General features: G+C 52.8%; 28 protein-coding genes. 16 read left to right on the top strand and 12 right to left on the bottom strand.

What is annotated here, in order from left to right:
• Positions 1-17 precede the first annotated feature (17 nt).
• Together ACMZ66_RS01920 and ACMZ66_RS01915 are read right to left on the bottom strand one after the other, a co-directional pair.
• Positions 18-665, bottom strand: a complete 648-nt coding sequence (locus ACMZ66_RS01920; protein WP_416933921.1) for a glutathione S-transferase N-terminal domain-containing protein — start codon at positions 663-665, stop codon at positions 18-20.
• A 49-nt stretch (positions 666-714) separates the two neighbouring features.
• A complete protein-coding gene (locus tag ACMZ66_RS01915) occupies positions 715-2184 on the bottom strand; it encodes an alkaline phosphatase D family protein (RefSeq protein ID WP_416933919.1) in 1470 nt (489 codons plus the stop codon).
• Between the two features lie 187 nt (positions 2185-2371).
• Between ACMZ66_RS01915 and ACMZ66_RS01910 the strand changes: the two genes are divergently transcribed.
• The gene (locus ACMZ66_RS01910; RefSeq protein ID WP_416933917.1) at positions 2372-2671 is read left to right on the top strand and encodes a cupin domain-containing protein; all 300 of its coding nucleotides are present in this window, start codon (positions 2372-2374) and stop codon (positions 2669-2671) included.
• An 87-nt stretch (positions 2672-2758) separates the two neighbouring features.
• On the opposite strand, the gene gshB is transcribed toward ACMZ66_RS01910, so the two are convergent.
• Both gshB and ACMZ66_RS01900 read right to left on the bottom strand, forming a co-directional pair.
• Entirely contained in the window at positions 2759-3703 is a 945-nt protein-coding gene (gene gshB, locus ACMZ66_RS01905; protein WP_416933915.1) for a glutathione synthase, read from the bottom strand.
• Complete coding sequence (locus tag ACMZ66_RS01900) at positions 3666-3869, bottom strand: hypothetical protein (protein ID WP_416933913.1); 204 nt, start codon at positions 3867-3869, stop codon at positions 3666-3668. The genes gshB and ACMZ66_RS01900 overlap by 38 nt, the downstream gene beginning before the upstream one ends.
• Before the next feature lie 51 nt (positions 3870-3920).
• Here ACMZ66_RS01900 and ACMZ66_RS01895 point away from each other — a divergent pair, with 51 nt between their 5' ends.
• From ACMZ66_RS01895 to ACMZ66_RS01880, 4 genes are all read left to right on the top strand, one after another.
• Positions 3921-4619, top strand: a complete 699-nt coding sequence (locus ACMZ66_RS01895) for a LolA family protein (protein WP_416933911.1) — start codon at positions 3921-3923, stop codon at positions 4617-4619.
• 505 nt (positions 4620-5124) lie between these two features.
• Entirely contained in the window at positions 5125-5802 is a 678-nt protein-coding gene (locus ACMZ66_RS01890) for an EI24 domain-containing protein (protein WP_416933909.1), read from the top strand.
• Between the two features lie 73 nt (positions 5803-5875).
• Positions 5876-6589: a bactofilin family protein gene (locus tag ACMZ66_RS01885; protein WP_416933907.1), complete on the top strand. Its 714-nt coding sequence runs from the start codon at positions 5876-5878 to the stop codon at positions 6587-6589.
• A 50-nt stretch (positions 6590-6639) separates the two neighbouring features.
• Positions 6640-7122 carry a hypothetical protein gene (locus tag ACMZ66_RS01880; RefSeq protein WP_416933905.1) on the top strand — a complete coding sequence of 161 codons (483 nt, stop codon included), beginning with the start codon at positions 6640-6642 and terminating at the stop codon, positions 7120-7122.
• Between the two features lie 25 nt (positions 7123-7147).
• On the opposite strand, the gene ACMZ66_RS01875 is transcribed toward ACMZ66_RS01880, so the two are convergent.
• A complete protein-coding gene (locus tag ACMZ66_RS01875) occupies positions 7148-7387 on the bottom strand; it encodes a hypothetical protein (protein ID WP_416933903.1) in 240 nt (79 codons plus the stop codon).
• Between the two features lie 13 nt (positions 7388-7400).
• Between ACMZ66_RS01875 and ACMZ66_RS01870 the strand changes: the two genes are divergently transcribed.
• From ACMZ66_RS01870 to ACMZ66_RS01860, 3 genes are all read left to right on the top strand, one after another.
• Positions 7401-7964, top strand: coding sequence for an invasion associated locus B family protein (locus tag ACMZ66_RS01870; protein ID WP_416933901.1), 564 nt, complete (start codon positions 7401-7403; stop codon positions 7962-7964).
• A 260-nt stretch (positions 7965-8224) separates the two neighbouring features.
• A complete protein-coding gene (rlmN, locus tag ACMZ66_RS01865; protein WP_416933899.1) occupies positions 8225-9463 on the top strand; it encodes a 23S rRNA (adenine(2503)-C(2))-methyltransferase RlmN in 1239 nt (412 codons plus the stop codon).
• 182 nt (positions 9464-9645) lie between these two features.
• The gene (locus ACMZ66_RS01860; protein WP_416933897.1) at positions 9646-10536 is read left to right on the top strand and encodes an EamA family transporter; all 891 of its coding nucleotides are present in this window, start codon (positions 9646-9648) and stop codon (positions 10534-10536) included.
• Between the two features lie 33 nt (positions 10537-10569).
• Here ACMZ66_RS01860 and ACMZ66_RS01855 read toward each other — a convergent pair whose 3' ends face one another.
• The 4 genes from ACMZ66_RS01855 to ACMZ66_RS01840 all read right to left on the bottom strand — a co-directional run bounded on the left by ACMZ66_RS01855 (position 10570) and on the right by ACMZ66_RS01840 (position 13429).
• On the bottom strand, positions 10570-10935 hold the full coding sequence (locus ACMZ66_RS01855; protein WP_416933895.1) for a Dabb family protein: 366 nt from the start codon (positions 10933-10935) through the stop codon (positions 10570-10572).
• Entirely contained in the window at positions 10932-11288 is a 357-nt protein-coding gene (locus ACMZ66_RS01850) for a Dabb family protein (protein ID WP_416933893.1), read from the bottom strand. Before ACMZ66_RS01850 ends, ACMZ66_RS01855 begins: the two co-directional genes overlap by 4 nt.
• On the bottom strand, positions 11285-12553 hold the full coding sequence (locus ACMZ66_RS01845; protein WP_416933891.1) for a murein transglycosylase A: 1269 nt from the start codon (positions 12551-12553) through the stop codon (positions 11285-11287). Before ACMZ66_RS01845 ends, ACMZ66_RS01850 begins: the two co-directional genes overlap by 4 nt.
• A gap of 180 nt (positions 12554-12733) precedes the next feature.
• Complete coding sequence (locus tag ACMZ66_RS01840; protein WP_416933889.1) at positions 12734-13429, bottom strand: Tim44/TimA family putative adaptor protein; 696 nt, start codon at positions 13427-13429, stop codon at positions 12734-12736.
• Positions 13430-14032: 603 nt separating this feature from the next.
• On the opposite strand from ACMZ66_RS01840, the gene ACMZ66_RS01835 reads away from it, so the two are divergent.
• The gene (locus ACMZ66_RS01835) at positions 14033-14629 is read left to right on the top strand and encodes an FxsA family protein (protein WP_416933887.1); all 597 of its coding nucleotides are present in this window, start codon (positions 14033-14035) and stop codon (positions 14627-14629) included.
• Between the two features lie 351 nt (positions 14630-14980).
• Entirely contained in the window at positions 14981-15475 is a 495-nt protein-coding gene (gene secB / locus ACMZ66_RS01830; protein ID WP_416933885.1) for a protein-export chaperone SecB, read from the top strand.
• 114 nt (positions 15476-15589) lie between these two features.
• Here the strand turns inward: secB and hemJ are convergent, their stop codons facing one another.
• The 3 genes from hemJ to hemE all read right to left on the bottom strand — a co-directional run bounded on the left by hemJ (position 15590) and on the right by hemE (position 18515).
• Positions 15590-16018, bottom strand: a complete 429-nt coding sequence (gene hemJ / locus ACMZ66_RS01825; protein ID WP_416933883.1) for a protoporphyrinogen oxidase HemJ — start codon at positions 16016-16018, stop codon at positions 15590-15592.
• Between the two features lie 138 nt (positions 16019-16156).
• On the bottom strand, positions 16157-17272 hold the full coding sequence (gene hemH / locus ACMZ66_RS01820) for a ferrochelatase (protein WP_416933881.1): 1116 nt from the start codon (positions 17270-17272) through the stop codon (positions 16157-16159).
• A gap of 202 nt (positions 17273-17474) precedes the next feature.
• A complete protein-coding gene (gene hemE / locus ACMZ66_RS01815; protein WP_416933879.1) occupies positions 17475-18515 on the bottom strand; it encodes a uroporphyrinogen decarboxylase in 1041 nt (346 codons plus the stop codon).
• A 694-nt stretch (positions 18516-19209) separates the two neighbouring features.
• Here hemE and ACMZ66_RS01810 point away from each other — a divergent pair.
• The 6 genes from ACMZ66_RS01810 to dnaQ all read left to right on the top strand — a co-directional run bounded on the left by ACMZ66_RS01810 (position 19210) and on the right by dnaQ (position 23512).
• Complete coding sequence (locus ACMZ66_RS01810) at positions 19210-20034, top strand: pyruvate, water dikinase regulatory protein (protein ID WP_416933877.1); 825 nt, start codon at positions 19210-19212, stop codon at positions 20032-20034.
• Positions 20035-20059: 25 nt separating this feature from the next.
• A complete protein-coding gene (locus tag ACMZ66_RS01805; RefSeq protein WP_416933875.1) occupies positions 20060-20659 on the top strand; it encodes a Maf family protein in 600 nt (199 codons plus the stop codon).
• Positions 20660-20818: 159 nt separating this feature from the next.
• Entirely contained in the window at positions 20819-21685 is an 867-nt protein-coding gene (locus tag ACMZ66_RS01800; protein ID WP_416933873.1) for a shikimate dehydrogenase, read from the top strand.
• A gap of 53 nt (positions 21686-21738) precedes the next feature.
• Entirely contained in the window at positions 21739-22182 is a 444-nt protein-coding gene (locus tag ACMZ66_RS01795) for a GNAT family N-acetyltransferase (protein ID WP_416933871.1), read from the top strand.
• 14 nt (positions 22183-22196) lie between these two features.
• Entirely contained in the window at positions 22197-22781 is a 585-nt protein-coding gene (coaE, locus tag ACMZ66_RS01790; RefSeq protein ID WP_416933869.1) for a dephospho-CoA kinase, read from the top strand.
• 17 nt (positions 22782-22798) lie between these two features.
• Positions 22799-23512, top strand: coding sequence for a DNA polymerase III subunit epsilon (gene dnaQ, locus ACMZ66_RS01785; protein ID WP_416933867.1), 714 nt, complete (start codon positions 22799-22801; stop codon positions 23510-23512).
• The last annotated feature ends 1 nt before the right edge of the window (position 23513 follow it).

Genomic DNA, 23513 nt, shown 5'->3' with positions numbered 1-23513 from the left:
GCAGACGGCAACCTGTTTCAGGCAATCGACTTCTGGTCGTCATCAAAATGGGGCAGGTGAAAAATCGTCTCGGCCAGTGACTCTCGTTCGGACATGATCGCCATCCAGTCGCGCACACGCACCGGAATGTCAAACCGCCGATCCGGCCAGCGAAAATCAACGTAATAAAGCGCAATCAGAACCGACCATGTGCCGATATGCGGCTCTTCGGTGCGCAGCTGGGCCAGACCGTCTAGGATCGCATCAATGCCACTTTGAATGGCATAGGCCTGTCGTTCCATTACGAATTCGGAACGATCTGTCTCTGCACGCTTTGAATCGGCAAACAGACGCCCAGTTGCCGCCATCATGCCATCGGCCAAGGCCTGCCATTTCAAGGCGCTCAGGCGTTCGGCGCCATCATTGGGAATGACCCCGCTTTTGGGGTTTGACGAACGTGCAAGCTGATCCAGATAATCGCAAATCACAGCAGATTCAAAAACCGCCATGCCATCTTCAAGGATCAGAGTCGGGACTTTTGACAGGGGATTTAGGGTTCTAAGCGCCGCATCGGTCCAGGGATCGATCAGAATCTCATTGATCTGCTTGTCGCGTGCCAACTCACGCGAAACCACGCGCACCTTGCGCGAAAACGGTGAGGTCGGTGAATAGTAAAGCTGCATCATGGTTCAAAGCCCCTTGCCGTGACCGGACGCGCGTCTTCCGATGACGATCCTAGATCGTCAAATCCGGTGTCCAGCCGATCCCTTCGAGATGCCAGTTCGCATCCCAGCTATTACCTTTACGGGCCAGTGTAAGGTAATTTCGCGCCGCACAATAGGTCCCAATCCGACCCGGCAGCGGTTTTAGTTTGGTCGGCCGTTCAGGAAGCGGATGATCACCGATCCAGGCCAGAAGCCCCAAAACCCGGGCAAACATAGCCGGTGGTGCCGTATGGGAGATACCCGATGCCACCAATTGATGGATGGTTTTGCCCCGTGTTTCAAACGTACCGCGCGTTGCCACGTGAATTTCACCTGACAGCAGAGTGATCTCATGATCGTGTTCGTTGGCAACAGATTCCAACAACTCAAGAAAACGGCACCATTCACGGCGATGCCAACGGCTTTGCCACTGATCACGCAGATCATCTTCATATTTCTGGGCCGATGGCAGCAGATGTAAAAACATCTCAACCAGCGACAGGCGCGGGCCAATCACCGGCACGCTCGACATCAGCAACACCCGATTGCCATCCGGAATGGTTTCAAGGGCGGCCAGAAGATCGCGCCAACCATGATCGCCCATAATGTCACTTGGCGTGCGCTCGGACCGAAGATCAGGCGCGATCAGGCTGACACCGGGATAATCCACCTTCCAGGCGAGGCTTTGCCCATCCCGATCCAGCACCATATCGGGCAAGTTTTCAGGCGTGGTATCGGGTGCAGTACATAACTGCATCAGGCAGAATGCTTCGAGCGCGCAGGCAAACATGCCACGCGCCACCGCGGATCCCTGAAACCACTTTTTGTGACTGCCCCAACCATCAAAAATATCATGGTCGTCCCACATCATCAGGGATGGCACCCGTGCCAGCATGTGGCTGATCTGGGGTTGGCCATAGATCGCCAGATAATGATCAAGATAGAATTTCAGAACCGCATCACGCATCTCGTCTGAAAATGCGGTTGCAAGCCGTTGCCGACGCCGCGCCTTGTCCCAGGCGATGATATCGGGATGGCATTCCCAAACCCCGTCGGCATAAATCTGATCCCCACCATGGAGCAGAAGCGAGAAGGGCTGCTCTTCATGCTGTTTGGCAAGGTCAATCCAAAGCGCATTGCGATCTTCCAACGGGCGGTCCAGATCACCGTCTTCCTGCCCGTTACAGGACACAAAACCAAACCGGACATCTTTGGTCAAATCCGCACAAACAGAATAAGTTTCGTTATCGAAATTATATGACGTATCGGATTTCGCAGGCAGGTCAAAATCAAACCGCCAATAGCAGCGGCCATAAAGCGTTGCCAGCAGAACCGGGGTGATAGCGCCTTGCTCTAAAACGCGAAACTCAGGCAAGTCCAAGCCTTCGGGCGCGACAACAAGGGCTGCGATCCGCGATGTTTTTTCATCACCACCACGCGCAAACAGGAACGGACCAAACAGCTGATCTTTGGCGATGGGTGTTTGGTTTTTATCTGTCATGCGGGGCTGTTACCTGTGGCTTTGGACATCAAATATACGTCTGATCGGGCGTCGTGTTCCCATTGCATAGGCGGGAAACCTGACCGATGGCTTAAAGATCAGCAAAGCAATTGGAACTAAAAAGGGCAAGCGACCTTGTTCACTAACCCCTATCATCAAACTTTCACGCAAAGCTTGGAGAAGATCATTGGCAGACAATCGCCCCAAAGCCATTCCGACCGTGCAAGTTGATGATGACACCTTCCGCGTTACGGAATGGCATTTCCCGCCCGGTGCCGAAACCGGCGATCATGTCCACGGCATGGATTATGTGGTTGTGCCCATGACCACCGGTGAACTGACGATTGAAATGGATGATGGCACGGTCGTGACGTCATCGCTGATTGCCGGGAAATCCTATGCGCGGAAAACCGGGGTCGCACATAACGTGATCAATGATAACGACTTCGCCTTTACCTTTGTCGAGATCGAAGCCAAGCAACCCTGATCGCGGATTACGCCCGCCAATGAAAAAGGGCAGAAACCCGTATTGAATCTCTGCCCTTTGGCAATCTAGCGATCAGCCACGACCCGCTTACGAAAGGCGGGTTTCAATCGCATCCCAGATCAGGCTTTCAAGCTTGGCACCGTCAAAACGGTTCACTTCCTGAAGGCCGGTCGGCGAGGTGACGTTAATCTCGGTCATGTAATCGCCGATCACGTCAATCCCGACAAAGATCAGATCACGTTTCTTAAGCTCCGGGCCGATGCGTTCGCAAATCTCGCGCTCGCGCGGGGTCAGCATCGATTTTTCCGCAACACCGCCAACATGCATGTTTGAACGTGCTTCGCCTTCGGCCGGAACGCGGTTGATCGCACCAACCGGCTCGCCATCGACCAGAATGATGCGTTTATCACCCTTGCGCACATCAGGCAGATAGGCCTGAACCATCAAAGGCTCGCGCGACTGGGCCGCAAAAAGTTCCAGAAGCGAGTTCAGGTTTTCATCACCGGGCTTAAGGTGGAACACACCCGCCCCGCCATTACCAAACAGCGGCTTGACGATGATGTCCTTGAACTCTTCGCGGAAATCACGAATGCGTGCAGCCGACCGCGTAATCAGGGTCGGCGGCATCAGATCGGGAAATTCCGTGACAAAGATCTTTTCCGGCGCATTGCGCACATGACCCGGATGGTTGACCACGAAGGTTTCCGGATGGACCGCCTCAAGCAAATGTGTGGCGGTGATGTAATTCATGTCAAAAGGCGGGTCCTGACGCATCAGGATCACGTCGGTTTCCTTTGCCAGATCAATGATCTTTGGCGCACCCAGATCATAGTGATTGCCATGCTCGTAACGCAAAGCCATCGGGCGGACTTCCGCCTTGATCTGGCCTCGGTCATAGAACATGTCATCGGGATGGTAATGCAGAAGTTCATATCCGCGCGCCTGGGCTTCTAGGCCCATGACAAAGGAGGAATCCCCTTTGATATCGATACTCTCAATCGGGTCCATCTGGATGGCGACGATACGGCTCATTAAACGCGTTCTCCTTCTCACCGCTAATCAAGGCTTTGCGCAAATATGGCTCAAACCGGCCAATTAAGGTCATTTGCGGGCAAGCGTTGACCCGGCTGGCCTTCACGGCCAAATGATGCGATATGTATTTCGCGTAATAGATGGCTCGATTTTTATCATCCGCCATTCCACTTTCGCAATCGTGATCACCTAATTGTTCCGAAGACCAGGCAAACCGATGACCCTTTTTTCGAAAAATCCGCAATCTCGACTGAAAATGATCGGTAAAAAAGGCCGTTCCTTTATTGCGGCTGGTGTCATTGCATCTGCCATTGGACTTGGCGCAGTTGGCAGCATCGCGATGCTGCCCAGCCCGGCCCATGCCCAGTCATCGGAAAAAATCTCGCCCGAGATGATCGCAAAGATTGAAAACTATCTGGCCAATATCACGACCCTTAAGGCCGAATTCGTTCAGATTTCATCAGATGGCGGTGCTGCCGAAGGCGATCTTTACATGGAACGCCCGGGCAAGATGCGCTTTGAATATAACCCGCCGGCCCAGATCCTTCTGGTCTCGACCGGGCATGATTTCATCTACTACGACAAGGAAATCAACGCCCCGACCTATTTCGATATCGACGAGACCCCGGCTGGCATCATTCTGGCTGAAAACATCTCGTTGACCGATAAAGTCAACGTGGTCGATTTCCGCCAGACGGCCGAAACCATCCGTGTTGAGCTGGTGCGCAAATCCGATCCGGGTGCTGGCAGTGTGACGCTGGTCTTCCAGGAAAAGCCGATGCAGCTCCGCCAATGGAACGTCACCGACCCGACCGGCATTGAAACCACAGTGACCCTTTTCAACACCGAAGAGGGCATGACACTTGATCCCGAACTGTTCAAATTTGAGCGCGTCTGGCCCAAACGCGGCAGCTGATCACAAAATTTTTTCGTTCCTCCTACGAGAAGACCCGGTTTGAAAATCAGGCCACGGGATCGCAATTATTCCTTGATTCAAGCCCTTGGCGATATTGTGGTTTCGTAACGAAATCACCCATGCTTTGGAATCATTCTAACATTCGAAAATTCTCGGCTTTTCGGGGCTTCACCCTATGGCAGGAAAGGCCACTGGTTCCTATATGTGAGTCTGTCACAAGGCTCCCCTAAATGATGGGAGCCCGGTGTGAGGAAAAGGTCTCCCCTACCTTTCCTCACGCTCCAGATCATCGGAGCGCTGGCGTCCGGTTCTCCCCCCTGGCCGGACGCCTTTTTTTCGCCTGACGCATCCGCTATGACAAAAATCTCTGCCGTTGGAATTGCGAAAATTTGTTCATCTGCCAGATGATTTCACAGGCTGTTAATTTTCATTGCCTAGGAATCCAAGGCATGATTCCCTTGCATGGAATTTGACGACACATGACACAACAGGACCGACACCTTCGATGATCAATGACTTTCTGAAATCCGTTGCGCAGTTTTCCGACCCGCGCTTTCGCAAAGTCGTTCTGATTGGCGTTGCCGGTGCACTTGCGACCATCATTGGTTTGTGGCTGCTGATCTGGTTTGGCCTGAACTCGATCACTTTCTTTACCGATGGCGGTTGGCTTGAAAGTGCTGTTGACTGGATTTTGGGTATTGGCCTGACACTTCTGGTGATCTTGCTGTTTCCTGCGGCCACAGTTCTGATTTCAAGCTTGCTGCTTGATCAGATTGCCGAAGCAGTCGAAGACAAACATTACCCGACCTTGCCGGAAACCCGCCCGCAGCCAATTTTTGAGGCCCTGATCAGTGGCCTTAAATTTGCGCTGACCGCACTTGCGCTTAACATTTTGATTTTGCCGCTTCTTCTGGCTGGTCCGCTCTATATCATCGCGTTCTACACCATGAACGGATATCTTCTGTCGCGCGAATATTTTGAACTGGTGGCCACGCGCCGCTATGATGCGCGGACTGTCGAAACCATTCGCAAAAGCCGCCAGAAAAAGCTTTGGCTTGCCGGGATTGGCCTGACCTTCCTGATGACCATTCCGGTCGTCAATTTGGTCGCCCCGATTATCGCCACCGCCTTTATGGTCCATTATTCTGTTCGCCTCGGAACCTACGTGCCCAAAACCGCCTAAAAGGTCGCCCACGGCCCGCAACGAAACGGACCATTGAACCGAAACTGCAACACTCAAGGATTTGGTCAGCTAAATGTTTGGAAAGAAAAAAGCCAATAAAACAGTCGACAGCAGTGCGGCTTCGTCCGATACATCATCCAAAGGTGGATCAGACGCGCTTTCCGGGACCATGACCAAACCCGCAGAGACGGCGACTGCACCGTCAACGGATACCGGCACTGCCGAAAAAACAGAAAAACGAACTGAGCCGCAGCTCTTCACCAAGCCGCGCACAAAGGATGAACCGCAAATGTCCAGTAAACCGCATTCCACCAGCTTCCGCCCGGAAATCCCCAAGCGTCCGCTTGAAATCCCGACCCGTGGTGGTTCCGGCCGCCCGGCAAGTGCTGGCAACAATGCCGACGGCAAGAAGCTGACGGTTGGTCGCGACATCACGCTTAAGGGCGAGATCGGTTCGTGCGACGTTCTGGTCGTTGAAGGTGTTGTCGAAGCCCAGATTCAGGATTGCACCCGTCTGGAAGTTTCCGACGGTGGTTCCTTCATCGGTTCAGCTCAGGTTGAAGAAGCAGAAATCAGTGGCAAGTTCGACGGCGATCTGACCGCACGTCGCGTCACCGTGATCAATTCTGCGGAAATCAGCGGTAAAATCACCTATGGCTCGCTGCAGATTGAAAACGGCGCGCGCATCAAGGGTGAACTCGACTATGTCGAAGGCAGCGATGATGGCTTCTCACGCAGCGGCAACACGCCGGCCATCACCATTCCGCGCAAAACGGAAGAATCCTGATCCCCGTGCGGACAGGTAATTCAGTCATAGAAACACCCCGATCGGCCCAATTGCGTCCTTTCGGGGTGTTGTTGCTTCTGGCACTGATCGCTGTGGGCTTAAGTGCCTGTGGCGGGTCAACTGTGCCGCCGGGCACAACCAATACCGAATATGGCCAAACCACCTATGGTCAGACCACAAGTCAGGGCAATATTCGCGCAACCCGCCCGGTTGTTCGGCGTAAACCGGAAATTTCGGCCGCTGGTCCGATGATCCCGTTCAAACCCATTCCAAGTGACACGCTTAAGGGCCTGTCAGAAGACGCCGTCGAAGAGAAAATCGGCGCGCCTGAAATGGTCCGTGGCGAAGGGGAAATTCAGGTTTGGCAATATCGCTCCGAGCAATGCTCGTTTGATGCGTTCTTTGTGCCTAAAACCGAAGGGGCGCCACGTGAACTGCGTCACATGCTAGCCCGCATGCGGCGCGGCAATCAGGCGATTTCCGTTCAGGATTGTCTTGATCAGGTGCTTAAACTGCATCTGGCCAGCAAGTAGACCAAGTGCAGAAATTACGCAGTAGTTACGCGAACTTGCGACCAACCGATGCATAAGGATTGGCGCAAAATTGACCTAAATCCAACCTACCTGCCTGATGCAATTTCCCGCGTTTTAGAATTTTGCCAGATTGCGCCAGTTTCCTTGGTTTAATCTTTACCTTTTGTTGGCAGGCTCGGATAACTACCCTCATAAATTTGCCATATCCTGTGGCTTTGATATGTCCGTCATGGTCCTTTTGGGCCGATCCCGAAACTTCAGACACGATACGCGACCTCATGAAAAAACACGCCCATCGTTTCGTCAGAAATTCGTTCGCCGCAACGCTCTGCGCATTTGCCGCTCTTTTGGCTGTGAGCCTGCCTGCCAACCAAGCCCTGGCACAAAACTCACCCCAGTTGATTGATGTCTATGGCAAGTGGGAAGCCTATACCTACTCCGAAGACGGACAAAAGGTCTGCTATATGGGAAGCCAGCCGACATCGGCCAAAGGCGATTATACCCAGCGCGGCAAGATTTATGTGATGGTTACCCACCGTCCTGCCCTGAAATTGCTCAACGAAGTCAGCTTCATCACCGGTTACACCTATAAATCGGGCAGCGACGTTGATCTTCGAATCGATTCCAAGAAATTCAAGCTGTTCACCCATGACGATTCCGCCTGGGCTGTGAACAGCGAAGAAGACCGCAAGCTGGTGTCGTCGATGAAATCGGGCTCCACCATGGTTGTTGTTGGTGAATCGTCGCGCGGGACCAAAACCACCGACACCTATTCGCTGTCGGGCTTCACCGCCGCCTATAACGCGATTTCAAAGGCTTGCAACACCAAGCCGGTCAGCTGACACCACCATAGCGATCCGGCTGATGATGGTTTGATACCGCCCTTTGCAACCGCGATTGCACATGCGTGATGGCAGCAATGTGAAATTTATCGTTTCTAAATCGGCCCGGCCCCGCTATATGCGGGGCCAAGCTTTATAAACATGTTTATGTGCCCGACGCATTTTGGTGATTTTTCTGGTATAGTCCCGCAGACGCCAGACAAGAATGGATTACCAATTCTGATCGGCAGACTCACCAGAACCAAGAGAGAGAGCCCGGGATGACTGACGTCCTGACCGAAAACGCGACCCAGAACACCGCATCCATCTCGCAGGATGGACCGTCGCTTTCCGACTTTGTTACGCGCGCCGCCAATGGGCAGGCTGCCGACGGTCGTCGCGATCTGGTGGGGATCACCCGCGAAGAACTGACCGAGCTTATGGCCGACATGGGCGAAAGCAAGTTCCGCGTCAAACAGCTTTGGAACTGGATCTATAACCGCGGTGTGACCAACATCGACGATATGACCAACATTTCCAAAAAGTTGCGTGATCGCATCTCTCAGGATTTCTATATCGGTCGCCCGGTTCTGACAGCCGATCAGAAAAGCACCGACGATACCCATAAATGGCTGATGAAGTTCCATGACGGGAACGAGGCCGAGACGGTCTATATCCCGGATCGCAATGAAGACCGTGGTGCTGTCTGCATTTCATCCCAGGTTGGCTGCACGCTGACCTGCAAGTTTTGCCATACCGGTACCCAGCTTCTGGTCCGTAACCTGACCCCGGGCGAAATTGTCAGCCAGTTCATGGTCGCACGTGACAGCTACGGCGAATGGCCAACACCGGCCAATGGCATCCGCCGCCTGTCAAACATCGTCATGATGGGCATGGGCGAGCCGCTGTTTAACTATGAAAACGTGCGCGATGCCCTGCGCATTGCCATGGACGGCGAAGGTATTTCGATCTCGCGCCGCCGTGTGACGCTCTCAACCTCGGGTGTTGTCCCGGAAATCGTCCGTTGTGGTGAAGAATTGGGTGTTGGTCTGGCGATTTCGCTGCACGCACCGGATGATGATCTGCGTAACGAGATCATGCCGATCAACAAGAAATACCCGCTCAAAGAACTGATGGATGCCTGCCGGAACTATCCGGGCATGTCCAATTCGCGGCCGATCACCATGGAATATGTGATGCTTAAGGGCGTGAACGACAAACCGGAACACGCCCGCGCTCTTGCCAAACTGGTCAAAGGCATTCACTGCAAGTTCAACCTGATCCCGTTCAACAAATGGCCGGGTTCGGATTACGAATGCACGCCGACCAACGATATCAAGAAGTTCGCACAGATCCTGCTTGATAACGGCTATGAAGCACCGATCCGCTGGCCGCGCGGCCGCGACATCTTGGCTGCTTGTGGTCAGCTGAAATCCGAAAGCCAGCGTCAGCGTAAATCACGCGTTTCAGGCTGTGGCAAATCGGGTGCTGGCGACGAAGGCGTTGTTGCCGCCCAGTAAATCTGGCCGAAATACAGGTACTTATTGATCAACACCGGGTAGCTTGGCTGCCCGGTGTTTTTCGTTTTGCAGGCTTTTTCAGAACCTTGCGCAAAATTGTCGCCGTGACATTGTTTTGATTGTAGCACTCAGGCGACCGGCATAGCGTGAAGTTCCCCACGAAATTTTGCCAGGTTTCAGCCATGTCAGTCGGACAGTTCTTTGCAATCCTGTTGGTCGTTACCATCTGGGGCGCCAATTTCACCGTGATCAAGCTTGGTCTGGGTGAAATGCCGCCAATCCTGCTGTCGAGCTTGCGCTTTGCCTTTGCGGCTTTGCCGGCTGTCTTTTTCCTGCCGCGTCCCAAATGCCATTGGAAATACATCGTTGGCTTTGGCGTGGTTCTGGGCTGTATCAAGTTTTCCCTGCTGTTTCTGGGCATGGATCTTGGCTTATCGGCGGGAATTTCATCGCTTGTTTTGCAGCTGCAGGCCTTCTTTACCCTGATCCTTGGCTTCTTTGTTCTCGGTGAAAAGATCGGACCGCACCGCTATCTGGCGATGCTGGTGGCGTTCTTTGGCGTTGGGTTGCTGTTGTTTGTCTCTGATGGCTCGATCACGGCCATTGGCCTGATACTTGTGATTGCCGCTGCCGCGGCATGGGGTGTTGCCAATATCATCATGAAACAGGCCGGATCGGTTCAAATGCTGTCCTTTGTCGTGTGGTCAAGCCTTGTTCCGCCGATCCCGCTTGCCATCCTGTCCTTCCTGACTGAAGACCGCGCAGATCTTGGCGTTCTGACCGATCAGATCAGCTGGATCGGCATGGGATCGATCCTGTATCTGGCATATCCGGTCACATTACTTGGATTTGCGATCTGGGGCCGGTTGCTGGCGACCTTGCCCGTCGGGCTTGTCGCGCCCTTTACGCTTCTGGTGCCAATTGTCGGCATGGCAACATCGGCATTGGTTCTGGGCGAGGATTTCGGTCCGATCAAAATCATCTCGGCCATACTGGTGATGACCGGACTTGTGATTAACGTTTTCGGTGGGAAATTGTTTGCGCTTTTTGCACGATCGAAAAGCGAATTTTAGATAAATAGGATTTAATATTTATCGCTAAACAACCTAAACCCAACGAAGTTGAAGCTTCTTGGATCTGGCATCATCGGGCTTGCGGATATCGGCAATATTGATGTTCATCACAAGGATCCCGCCCAATCCACCGACTGCGATGTCCGACAATCGGCGGCCAATGCCATCGCGATCAAGTTCCGAAAGATAAAGGTCGCGGGCGTCTTCATCAAAGAAGTCGATCGTATATCCGTGGGTAAAGCCCTGGCTCATCCCGCTTCCCGACATTTTCGGGCCACCGGCAAAGGATACAACGCCTGATGTAGCAAGGGCTGCGGCTTCGACACCGGTCAGCACATTGGCAACCGTCTCAGGTGTTTCACTGCTTGAAACCTGCAACAAGACGATATGACGGATCATTGCATATCCCTTTCCAATCGGACCTCATCGGCAAACCGGATATCGGTGATGTCGAGATTCATCGACAAAATACCCCCCAGGCCGCCAACCATGATGTCAGAAAGTTTCCAGCAGGTCTCGTCCTGATCCAGCCGGTCGAGATAAATATCGCGCGCGGTTTCATCAACGAAATCGATGGTATAGCAGTGGGTAAAACCTTGTCCCAACCAACTATCGGTAAGCTTCTTGCCACCGACAAAGGCAATGATCCCGGGCGTTGCCAAGGCATTGGCTTCCAGTCGTCCAAGCACCTCATCCACATGAGTGCGACTGACCGCATCAGATACCTGCAGCAAAACCACGTGACGGATCATTGAGTGGGCGTCTCCCCCCAGTTTTTCGGATCAACCGTGTTGGGCAAAAGGACATATTTCTGACCCGGCCGGTTCATATGCCCGGCAAAGAGCGCTGCGTCCTCACCCGGCCCAAAGAAGATATCACCGCGCACCGGCCCGCGAATGGCACCGCCGGTATCCTGGGCAATCATCAGACGATGGAAATTCCGGTCCACATTCATCGGATCTTGCGTTTCAAGCCACACCGGAACACCCATGGCATGGAAACGACGATCAACCGCCAATGACCGCCCCGGTTCCAACGGAACACCTTGTGATCCAAGCGGACCTGCTTCCGGATCATTCGGGTCGGATTTCAACGGCTGGAAGAAGACATAGGACGCATTGGTATTCATGACCGCATCGGCCTCAGCCGGGTTTTCGTGCAGCCACTTGCGGATGGTTTGAAGTGACACTGTTTCACGCGTCAAAGCACCGCGTTCAATCAGCTCGCGACCAATTGCGAAATAGGGGTGCCCGTTTGTCGCAGCATAGCCCACACGAAGCACACTGCTATCTGGCAGTACCACCCGACCAGAGCCCTGAATTTGCAGGAAAAACGCATCAACCGCGTCATCGACCCACACCATCTCAAGATCGCGGCCCGAAAGCGCACCTTCTTCGATCTCTTCACGGTCGTAATAGGGTTTAAGGCTGCTGCCACTTAGCCGCCCAACCAGCTTGGTGCCCTTAAGATCATCGCGGAAATCCCCAAGATCGACCGAGACCATGTCATCAGGCTTAAGATAAAGCGGGGTTTTAAACGTCTCATCACGGGTCAGCTGACCGCGCAATTCCGGCTCGTAATAACCGGTGAACAGACCTTCTGCCTTGTCGTTATTGCCGCTCAGATAAGGTTTGAAATCGCTTTGGAAGAAGGCACGCGCGTCTTCCTTGCGAAGGGCGTCAACATCAATCGAAACCGCGATTTCGCAGACTTTTCGCCAATCGCCAATCGTGCCCATGCGCGGATCCGGCCCGACAGGTTTGGTATCATCACGGCGCAGCATCGCCTTGCAAGACCGTGCAAAGGCACGCACCGATCCACGCATATCATCTGTTTGCCAACCATCCAGATCGGCAAAGCTGGCCGGGCGCAGCGACAGGTTATCTTCAACCGTGGCAGGCGGCTCTTCGATCTGTCCGGTGATTTGCGGCCAGAACATCCAGATCAGGGCCGCACCGGCACCAAACAGGACAGAAATAAGCGAAAGACTACGCGAAAGAACCAGACGTCGTTTCAAGATGGAACCCGTTCATTGGCAAGGCAGACAGTGCCGTTTGTGAAACGGCGAGATAGGCCCGATCATGCCCGAAACTTGCTTAACAAGCCGATAATCGAGTTCACAGCGCGGGCTTTGCCAAAGAAAAAGGCGACCCGATGTGATCGGATCGCCTTGAATTTTCTCGGATTTCGAAATCGCTTATTCTGCGGTTTCTTCTTCCGGGGTTTCGGTCGCAACCAGCTGCCAGTTCGGATCGCGGCTTTCGATATTGCGCGCGAAGGTCCAAAGGTCTTCGGCTTCGATCACTTTGTTCGGGTCGCCCGAAACAACGTCACCATCCGCATTGCGAATGACCGAGACTTCCTCGGAGACGAATTTTACCGTGACATAGGCCGTGCGGCCCTCAAGGCTGGCATCATGGATCGTCGCACTTTTAATACCGACCAGGGTGGTTTCCTCATGCTCGCCCTTTTCAGCGCGCGCATCGATGGCTGCGGCAAAGTTTTTGTAAACTTCGGCTGACAGCAACGGGTTGAGGCCATCCTTGTCGCCCTTGGCAAAATATTCGACGATCATTTCGAACGCCATGCGCGCGCCATTCAGGAAGTCCTGCTGGGTAAAGTTCGGATCGTGTTTCTGGATCTGCTGCAGGGTCGCAAAGGTGCCCGAAGGAACATCTGATGCGTTCTGATCGTTTCCAGAATCAGGCAGGCGATAGACATTGTCTGTCTTCGGTGCTGCGTCATTCTGCGCATCACGTTCATGGGACTGACGGCCAAAAATGTCGGAAGGCCCCTGTTTTTCGTTGCCGGTGCGACGGCCAAGTACGCCGCGCAGACGCAGCACAAGAAAAACAGCAATCAGTGCGAATAAGAAGATATCGAAATACTGCAAGACCGATCTCTTGATCCTAGTGGTTTCAAACAGGTCGGATTTACATCACAACCGTGGTCGAGAGATGGTATGAACCCAACCAAATGCAAGGGCAACCAGTGATCACACTATTTGATGTGATCGTCTTCACCCTCATATGGGGTTTTTACAGACGATCTGCCGCATTTTTGTCGTGTTGGGTCACTAATTTCCCGACCAATACATACTGCAGATTAATGGGAAATCACTGAAATCCAAGTTGTTTTCTGTAATAGTTTCAGCATGTGTTCAGGTTTGCCGCTAGAATAGGGGCAAACACTGGGGTCCAAACTCATTCAAATGATCGATCCGGCAACTGATATGAGAGAAAAAGCAAGGAAAATCCCGCATATTGGGGTGATCCCCAATCAAGGGATTTGACGCAGAGGCTTTCTCTCATATCAGTTGTCCTTCGGATCACCCGAATTTGTACGGGCTACTTTGTCGCAAAATCTTGAAAGATGCATATCTTCCCGCGATTTTGCTTCGCATATCCGCACAAATTCGGGAGACCGGAACGGTCATTTGAATGAGTTTGGACCCCACAGATCGTCGCGGTCATCGTCGCCAAAAAACGGAGAAGAAATGGGTTTTTACTTTCTCGCGATATTCGTCGCCATGCCAATCATTGAAATCGCGGTCTTTATCCAGGCCGGCGAATTGATTGGTCTGTGGCCGACCATTGGCGTCGTCGTTCTTACCGCGATTATCGGAACTTCTCTGATGCGTGCCCAAGGGTTGCAGACGCTCGCCAAAGCGCAAAGCCAGATGGATCAGGGTGAAATGCCAATCGGCGCACTGTTTGATGGCATCTGCATTCTGGTCGCTGGTGTGCTGCTCCTGACACCGGGCTTTGTCACCGATACCTTTGGTTTCCTGCTTCTCGTACCACCGCTACGCCAGCTGATCGGCGCAAAAGTGATTATGAAACTGGTTCAGTCAGGCAATATCCGGACAAACTTTGGTGGCGGCGGATTTGGCGCACGCCATCCCGGTGGCCCTCATGGTGCAACGGGTGCTGGTCGAACTGGCGGATCAGGTGGAACGCGTTCGCGCAGTGCTGGCCCGATCATTGATGGCGATTTCGAAGATGTCAGCACTAATGACCAGGATCAGCCGGGATCTTCGGCAAATGATGCATCTGATCCCAACAATCCGCGTAATTTGCCGCCACAGAACTAAGGCAGCGGATTTCACAGGAAAATCACAAAATCAGAAGGTTGGCCAATCCCTTGGCCAGCCTTTTTTCATGGCACTTTGAAATCCATGATGCATTGCGCGGACTTGCCGCCGGCAGCACACGCGCTATATCACCCAAACCCGCAGAAATAAGCGATTTGCGTACAGTTTGATTGGCTTGCCCGCACGTGTCATCCGTGCTAGGCCAATTGATCTGCCGCGATCACGCGGCGTCAGAAACAAGCATTTCAGGCAGGGTTCAATCCCCTAGGCCCAGCGATCACGCACCAATCAGGGCAGCTTCGAAGGCTTTTTTCTGATCAAGACCGAATGACTTAAGGGAGCTAGACTTTAATGGCCGAGAATACCACCGGTGCAGAAGGCGGCGCACAGCAGCAGCAGCCGGCCGCAAATCCGATCACGATCCATACCCAGTACATCAAGGATCTTTCGTTTGAAAATCCGAATGCACCGGAAAGCGTTGCCCTGCAGCAGCAGCCGAAAATCAACATCGATGTCGATGTCGAGGCACGCACCACCCAGGACCAGAAACTTCACGAAGTAACCCTGAAAATCAACGTCAAAGCCGACGTTGCTGACAAGGTCGCTTTCATCGCTGAACTGCAATATGGCTCTGTCGTAACGCTGAACGTTGCTGACGAACATCGCCTACCGGTTCTCATGATCGAAGTTCCGCGCCTGCTGTTCCCGTATGTGCGCAAGATCGTCGCAGACCTGACTGCCGATGGTGGCTTCCCGCCGCTGATGATGCAGCAGATTGATTTTGCTGATCTTTTCCGCAAGAAATTCGCCAAACAGATGGAAGGTCAGCCGGCTGGAAACGCCTGATTGACTTAAAATTCCATATTTGGTTCGATACCAAAATAAAGGCCGCCGGTTTGGCGGCCTTTTTATTTTAAAATCGAAACGTTTTTTCCGATTAGATGCCTGAAAGCCGATCAATCAGAACGGGCGGGCGATCACCATAAAGACGACAATGATCATCAGGATCGTCGGTACTTCATTGAGAATACGGAAGAATTTCTGTGATTTCTCATTGGCATCCGCTTCAAACGCGCGGCGATAGCGCGCCATCATCATGTGTGATGCGGTCATCAGAACAACGCACAACAGTTTGACGTGGAACCAGCCATCCGACATCACACCGGCCGCATGCACCAGATAGCCACCAAACAGCCAGGTCGCGATCATTGCCGGGTTCATAATGGCGCGCAAAAGGCGGCGTTCCATGATCTTGAACTTTTCACTGGCTTCCGATCCCGGTGCCACTTCACAGTGATAGACATAAAGTCGCGGCAAATAGAGAAGCCCGGCCATCCAAGCAATCACGCTGATGACATGCAGTGATTTGATAACGCTATAGGTATCCATCTCTCTCTTCTCTGATTTGCGGTGAATGTCGTGGCAAAATCCAAATACGGGTTTGGATCAGGAATGTTATCGACGAACCATAACAGCAAACAGGCCAGCCCCTAAGCGGAACTGGCCTGAATTCATTGCGTTTTTTGATTATGCCCCGGCGGGCTTAAGTCCGGGCTGCTTGGCTGTCGCGCAGGAATGTTCATCCGGGCACCACCAACCACGCGTCTCGACGGTGTAATCGTCCGAACCCTTTTCATCGAGTTCGACCTGCGTTTGTTTTACAACCGAAACAAGTCCATTGATGAATTTCGGATGGGAGCACACCGTGCGGACACGCTCATAAACCGGCACGTTTTTCTCGTGGGCCAGTTCGCCATATTCGATATCAAGCTCGACCAGGGTTTCCGAATGCTCGGTCACAAAGGCAATCGGTACCACCACAATGGCTTTGCCTTCCTTGCCTGCACGTTCGATCTCGTCTTCGGTCGAAGGGCCAATCCATTCCATCGGACCGACACGGCTTTGATAGCAGACATTCCAGTCAAGGCCTTCGATCGCCATCTTCTCAACCACCGCGGCGGACGTTTTTTCGATCTGCGACTGATAGGGATCACCACGCTTGGTGATCACGGCCTTTGGCACGCCATGGGCAGAAAACAGAATACGCGGCTTATCAATGCCAAGCTCGGTTGCTTTGGCCACCGCACGTTCATAGCCTTCCTTGATCATCTCGGCCGATGCATCGACAAAGCCCGGATTGGTCGGATAGCAGCACGCGGTTTTGATCGGTGCGCTCAGCCCAACCTTATGGCAGGCGCGTTTCCAGTCCTTGACCGACGATCCGCTGGTCGTGGTTGAAAACTGCGGATAAAGCGGAAGCAAAATCTGTTCATCCGCCCCCCATGCCTTGACCTCGGCCGCTGTGACATCGGCAAACGGCTTCCAATAGCGCATGGCAATGAAGCAGCGGTTTTCATATCCGTCATCTTCAGCATTAAGCGCTACTTGAAGCGCGTCCGCCTGTTCCTGGGTCAGTTCCAGAAGCGGCGATTTGCCACCGATATGGTCATAAATCTCGCGCGCAATCGGCGCGCGGCGGCGCGAAATCAGCTTTGCCAGCAAAAACCGGAAAGGGTTGGGCAGGCTGATGATTGCCGGATCGTTAAACAGATTAAACAGGAATGGTTCGACGGCTTCCGGGCTGTCCGGGCCACCGAGATTGAAAAGTACAATGGCGCGTTTCTTACGCGTAGTCTCGGACATTAGGATTATCCTTACATGGCATTGTGACCAGTTCCCGCTAACCGGAAATCTTGTCGATGGATAAACCCGTCCCGCTCCGAAGGCCTATATTGGTCAAACAGGTCCCGAGCGCAACGGATTTAACCCATCATACGCATTGAATTTTTCAATCGATTTGATTGATTTCAAAAATCACAAAATAAAATGCAGCAATTGCCTACATTTAACCTTTGTAATTTCGAATGAAGTCCACCAGCTGGCCAACATGTTCCGGCGGCGTTTCCGGCGTAATGCCATGACCAAGGTTAAAGATGAACGGCCCCTTGCCCAGCGTATCAAGAATGCGCTTGGTTTCATCAAACATCGCATCCCCGCCCGTAATCAAAAGCATCGGATCAAGATTGCCCTGCACCGGACCAAGTTTCTGAAGGTTTTCAGCAACCCAGTTCAGCGGAACGCCACTATCAAGGCCAACACCGGTCACACCGGTCTGAGTTTTGAAATCAATCAGATGCAAACCAGCACCACGCGGGAAGCCAATGATCGGCAGATCCGGATGAACAGCGCGCAAATTGGCAACGATCTGTTTGGTCGGTTCAATCACCCAGCGTTTAAAGCCGGTTTCAGACAAAACACCGCCCCAGGTTTCAAACAGCTGAATGCATTCTGCACCCGCTTCAACCTGCTTGAGCAGATATTGGGTCGTGGCTTCGACCAGGATGTCGATCAGTTTTGCAAAGCCGTCCGGATCGCCATAGGCAAAGCGACGGATATTGGCAAAGTCCTTGGAGCCTTTACCCTCGACCATATAGGTCGCAACGGTCCATGGAGCGCCGGCAAAGCCGATCAGGGCCGTATGGGATGGGATGGCGTGTGAAAGCTTTGAAACCGTCTCATAGACCGGTCCAAGCGTGTCATGGATGCCTTCAATGGAAAGCTTGCCAAGGCCTGAAGCATCGCGGATGGCCTCAAGCTGTGGGCCTTCACCCTGCTTGAATGCCAAATGCTGTCCAAGTGCCTGCGGTATAACGAGGATATCGGAGAACAAAATAGCCGCATCGAAATCATAGCGCCGTAGCGGCTGCAACGTGACTTCGCAGGCAAGATCGGGATTATAGCAAAGATCAAGAAACGATCCTGCTTCGCCACGTGTTGCACGGTATTCCGGAAGATACCGGCCTGCTTGGCGCATAAGCCAGATCGGCGGCACTGAGAGGGTTTCACCGTTCAGGGCACGCAAGAACGTCTTTTGAGTGTTGGGCATAGGCTTTCCTGTTCGTCTGTCCCGATCGCTTTTTTATCTGGTTCCAACCTTTGACCCAAAGGACGGACCCAGTTTCGTTATCCCGTGAATTTTGTCCTGAGACCTGTGCCAAGACGTTTTCCACGTTCTGCCTAACAAAACCTTATTTAATAAAAAAGGATGTTGTTTGTAGGTGGATACCTGTGGATAACAGGGATTAAATTTAGCGCACAGTTTATTCACATTCCGACTCGGGAAAAATAATTCATCTCAAGTCGATTTGGGGAAAACTGTGTACGACTCCGAACGACTCCCAGACTCTACCTTGGGAAAAGCCGATTTTGAATAATGGGGATAAGGTGAATAAGGCTGGTTTTTGCCGTCTTATCCCTGCTATTACGGGAAAAATTGATCACTTATCCCGGTCGGGATAGAGCCTTTAAGAAAGTTTGTATGAGGGGGAGGATAATTCCTGTGGAAAAAATCGGGCCGGAGTCGCTCCCGTTATCCACAATTATCCACAGGGCCGACTCCGACCCCCTAACTTCGGGTTGGGCTAAAACGCCTTATCCGTCTGGCTAGTGATCGAAATTTTGAACACCAAAATTGGCGTTCGAAAAAAGTTTGAGAAAACGCTTGGTTCGCAAAAAGTGGATAAATGCGGACTTGCGTCGCGAAAAATGGACCAAAAATCGGTCATCGAATTGGACAGGCAATGGTCGAGGCAGAAAATATCTTTCATCTTCACCTGGTCTCGGACTCAACAGGTGAGACTGTTGATGGGGTGGCTCGTGCCTGTATTGCCCAATTTCCTGATGTGCGTGCCCATGAACATGTCTGGTCGCTGATCCGTACCGATGCGCAGCTGGCCCGTGTTTTGGCCGATATTGAACGCAATCCGGGCATCGTCCTTTACACCGTCTTTGACAGTGACATTCGCCGCAAACTCGAAGAAGGCTGCCGCCGGCTTCAGGTACCTCATAGCCACGTGCTTGATAATACCGTCACCATGATGGCCGGATACCTTGGTCAGCAATCGCGCGGCCGGACCGGCGCGCTCCATAAAATGGACGAAGAATATTTTAGCCGGATCGAAGCAATCGATTACACGCTGTCACATGATGACGGGCAATCGGGCTGGGATCTGGAAGAAGCCGATGTGGTGATTGTCGGGGTGTCGCGTACATCAAAAACGCCGACCTCGGTCTATTTGGCCAATCGTGGCATCAAGACTGCCAACATTCCCTTTGTGCCGGGCTGCCCGTTACCGACCGAACTTGATCAGCTTAAAAAGCCATTGGTGGTCGGCCTAATCAAGGATGTCGATCAGCTTGTTTCGATCCGCAAAAACCGTCTGCGCCAGATTGAGCGCGGCGAGGGCGGTGATTACGTTGATCCGGTTGCCGTGCGTGATGAAGTGCATCAGGCCAGACGCTATTTTACCGATCGCGGGTGGAAGATCATTAATGTGACCCGCCGATCCATCGAAGAAACCGCGGCCATGATCATGGCCACCATGTATGACCGTCGCGGTCATTAATGGATACGAACAGGATATCTTATCTATGAATCATCGTCTTATTCTGGCTTCAAGCAGCAAAGCCCGTCACACCATGCTGAAAAATGCCGGTGTCGAATGCGAAGCCATTGCCTCGATGATTGACGAAGAAGGCTACAAACAGGCGATGAAGGCCGAAGGTGCCAATGCCGCGCAGGCCGCAGAGACCCTGGCCGAGATGAAGGCATTGCGCATGTATCGTCAGCGCCCCGATGGCATCGTCATTGCGGCCGATCAGATGTTGGAATGTAACGGCATCTGGTTTGACAAGCCAAAGGACCGCGACAATACCCGCGCCCAGCTTCTGGCCTTGCGCGGCAAGACCCATCAGTTGGTCTCTGCTGCTGTTATATATAAAGAGGGCTCGCGCATTTGGGGAACGATCGATACCGCCCATTTGACCATGCGCAACTTCACCGAGGAATGGATTGATGAATATCTAGATGCCGCCGGTGAAGAGATCTTCAATTGTGTGGGTGGTTATCAGCTTGAAGGCCTTGGTGCGCAGCTCTTTACTGAAGTGCGCGGCGACTATTTCACAGTTCTTGGCTTGCCGCTCTTGCCGCTGATCGGATTCTTGCGCGATCACGGCGTTCTAAAAGCATAATTAAAGCAGGATGATAAACCTTGAAGATGCCCGCCTGCGCGGGCATGACGAAACGAGCAACGAATTGTTCAGAACCGTCACTCCCGCGAAGGCGGGAGTCCCCAAGGCTTGGCACATCACTTAAAACAAAAACATCTTTCAGGCAGGAACCACCCCATCATGACAGCCCGTATACCGTTTCGCACATTGTCAGGAACTTCGCGCCTTGCAGGTGTGATGGGCTGGCCGGTATCGCATTCCAAATCACCGCGTTTGCATGGCTATTGGCTGGCGAAATACGGGATTGATGGCTGCTATATGCCGCTGCCCGTGGAGCCAAAGAACTTTCAGGCAGCATTGGCATCCCTGCGCAATCTTGGATTTTCCGGGGTGAATGTCACCATTCCGCAAAAGGAAATGGCGATGCCCGAATGTGACGAGCTTTCTGATCGCGCACGCCGCATCGGGGCGGTCAATACAGTGACCTTCGCAAAGGATGGTCGCATGTTGGGCGATAATACCGATGGTTTTGGCTTTATCGAAAACCTGCGTCAGGAAGCCCCGGATATCGCATTTGCATCCGGTCCGGCGGTGGTGCTGGGCGCGGGCGGGGCATCGCGGGCGGTTTTGGTCGCGATCCTTGATGAAGGATGCCCGGAAATCCGCATTGCCAACCGCACACGCAAACGCGCCGAGGACCTCGCGGCCGAGATTAATGATGCGCGCATCAAGGTGGTTGATTGGCCGCTTGCCCCCGAAGCCCTTGCCGATGCGTCCTTGGTGGTCAATACCACAAGCCTTGGCATGGTGGGTCAGCCCAAGCTTGAGATTGATCTTGAAGGCCTTCCGCAATCAGCTTTGGTAACCGATATTGTTTATGCGCCGCTGATGACCGATCTTTTGCAGCAGGCAAAGAAACGCGGCAATCCGATTGTTGATGGTTTGGGCATGCTGCTTCATCAGGCACGACCGGGCTTCCATCGCTGGTTCGGGATTGATCCGGAAGTGACCCAGGAACTGCGCGATTTCGTTCTTTCGCCAGATTAAGTATCCTCACCTGATCCTAGATTAAGTTTACTGGCTAGTTTTTGGACGCGTTCATGCCTTCAGAACAATTTACCATCCGTCGTGCAACGCCTGATGATGCCGATGCATTGGCACATTGCATCGATGCGGCCTATGCCAGATATCAGGGACAGATCACTGATCTGCCACCGGTTTCAGAAGGCTGCGCAGAAGAAATCACCACCAATCAGGTATGGGTCGTTGAGTGCGATGGCGCCATCATCGGCTGTCTGGTTCTGGCAATATTCGGTGATGTGTTAAAACTGGCCAATCTGGCGGTGCATCCCGAACATGGTGGTCAGGGTATTGGCCGCAAGCTGATTGAACTTGGCGTATCAGAGGCCCGTGCCCAAGGATATGGTGAGTTACATCTAAACACCCACGCAAAGATGACGGATAATATTGAGCTTTATCAAAAACTTGGCTGGGTTGAAACGGCACGTCAGGGCAATACGGTTTCGATGCGTAAGCGGATTTAGGTTGGACAGATAGAATGGTGATACTGGGCTTAACAGGCTCCATCGGGATGGGAAAATCGACCGCGGCCGGGATGTTTCGATATCTTGGCGTGCCCGTACATGATGCCGATGCGACCAACCATCGTTTGATGGCGCCAAATGGTATTGCCTTTGATCCGATTGCCGATGCCTTTCCTGACGTCATCCGTGATGGCCGGATTGATCGACAGCTTCTGGGCAAGAAGGTCTTTGGCGATCCCGCACTCCTCAAACAACTTGAAGGCATTTTGCACCCGCTGATTCGTGCGGCTGAAATCCGGTTTTTGCACGATCAGCAACGGCTTGGGCGCAAACTGGTCGTGCTTGATATTCCGCTTCTCTATGAAACGGTGGGCGAGAAGCGCTGTGATATGGTTGCAGTTGTAACAGCACCTGGCTTTATTCAACGTCAGCGTGTTCTTGCGCGACAGGGGATGACGGATGATAAATTTTCCGCCATTCTAGGCAAACAGATGCCCGATATTGAAAAGAGAAAACGCGCTGATTTCATCATCCCGACGGGACTTGGGCGTGCGGTCACTTTTCAATATATTCAAGGCATTGTTGACCATTTAAGCTGATCATCGGACCCTGATATATGCGTGAGATTGTCCTCGATACCGAGACCACTGGCCTTGATCCCTATGCCGACCATCGGCTGGTTGAAATTGGCTGTATCGAACTGATCAATCATATGCCGACCGGTCGGCAATATCATCAATATATCAATCCTGAACGCCCGATGCCCAAAGAGGCATTTGACGTTCACGGTCTTGGCGATGACTTCCTTAAAGATCAGCCGGTCTTTGCCGAAATCGCCGATGATTTCCTTGAATTCATTGGCGATGATTCGGTTCTGGTCATTCACAATGCCGCCTTTGATATGAAGTTTTTGAATGCTGAACTTGAATGGCTGAACAAGCCGCGCATCGCCATGGACCGCGCACTTGATACCGTTCAAATGGCGCGCAAGAAATTCCCGGGTTCGCCGGTCAGCCTCGATGCGCTGTGCCGCCGGTTCAAGATCGATAACTCCAACCGTACCCTTCACGGCGCACTGCTTGACTCTGATTTGTTGGCGCTGGTCTATCTTGAGCTGCTTGGCGGACGTCAGCATGGTTTGTCGCTTGATCCCAATGACCAGAATGCCGACATCGGTGGTCAAGGCGGTGGCGCAAGAAGCTTGGGGCCGAAATCAAACCGGTTAGAGCCAAGACCGCACGTGATCAGTGACGAAGAACTGGCCGCTCATCAGGCCTATATCGAAAGCAAGGTCAAAGAGGCGGTCTGGTTAAAGAACCAAGAGGCATAAG

Origin of the sequence: Thalassospira sp., from assembly GCF_048059015.1 — a bacterium.
Lineage (GTDB): Bacteria > Pseudomonadota > Alphaproteobacteria > Rhodospirillales > Thalassospiraceae > Thalassospira.
Note: the sequence above shows the minus strand (reverse complement) of the source record. Positions and strands in the feature narration are given on the sequence as shown.